Raw genomic sequence first — 603 nt, forward strand, 5'->3', positions numbered from 1 at the left:
AACGCCCGCCTGGAGCAGCGCGTGGCCCGGCGCACCCGCGACCTGCAGGCCAGCCGCGACCTGCTGCAATCGGTGCTCGACACCAATTTGATTGCCATGTCGGTGATGGAGGCGGTGCGCGACGAGCACGGGGTCATTCAGGATTTCCGCCTGCGGCTGGTGAGCGGCGAGCTGGCCCGCGAAACCAACCGCACCGACCTCGTGGGCAAGCTCTACGCCACGGAATATCCCGGCATTCGCGAAGCGGGCATCTTCGACCTGATTGTGCAAACCATCGAAACCGGCCAGCCCCACGGCATGGAATATTATTACCCGTTCGATGGATTCAACAAGTGGTACGCCTGCCAGTTTGTGAAGCTGGGCGACGGCGTGGTGGGCACCAACCTCGACATCACCGAGCGCCGAGTGGCCGAGCAGGAACGCCTGCGCAACCTGCGCCTGCTTGAACAAGCCGAAGCCGTGGCCGGCCTGGGCAGCTGGGACTACGAATTGGCCACGCACACCATGCGCTGGTCCGATGGTATGTACCAACTGTTTGGCCTGCCCACGGGCAGCCCCGTGACGCCCGCCGACTACCTCGGCCGGGTGCTGCCCGACGACCGC

The 603-nt window shown here is 65.2% G+C and carries 1 pseudogene; it reads left to right on the plus strand.

The features are described from left to right. A pseudogene (locus ACYVDE_RS25580) lies at nt 1–603 on the plus strand (chemotaxis protein CheR); the annotation flags it as partial.

This window comes from Hymenobacter agri (genome assembly GCF_054778495.1).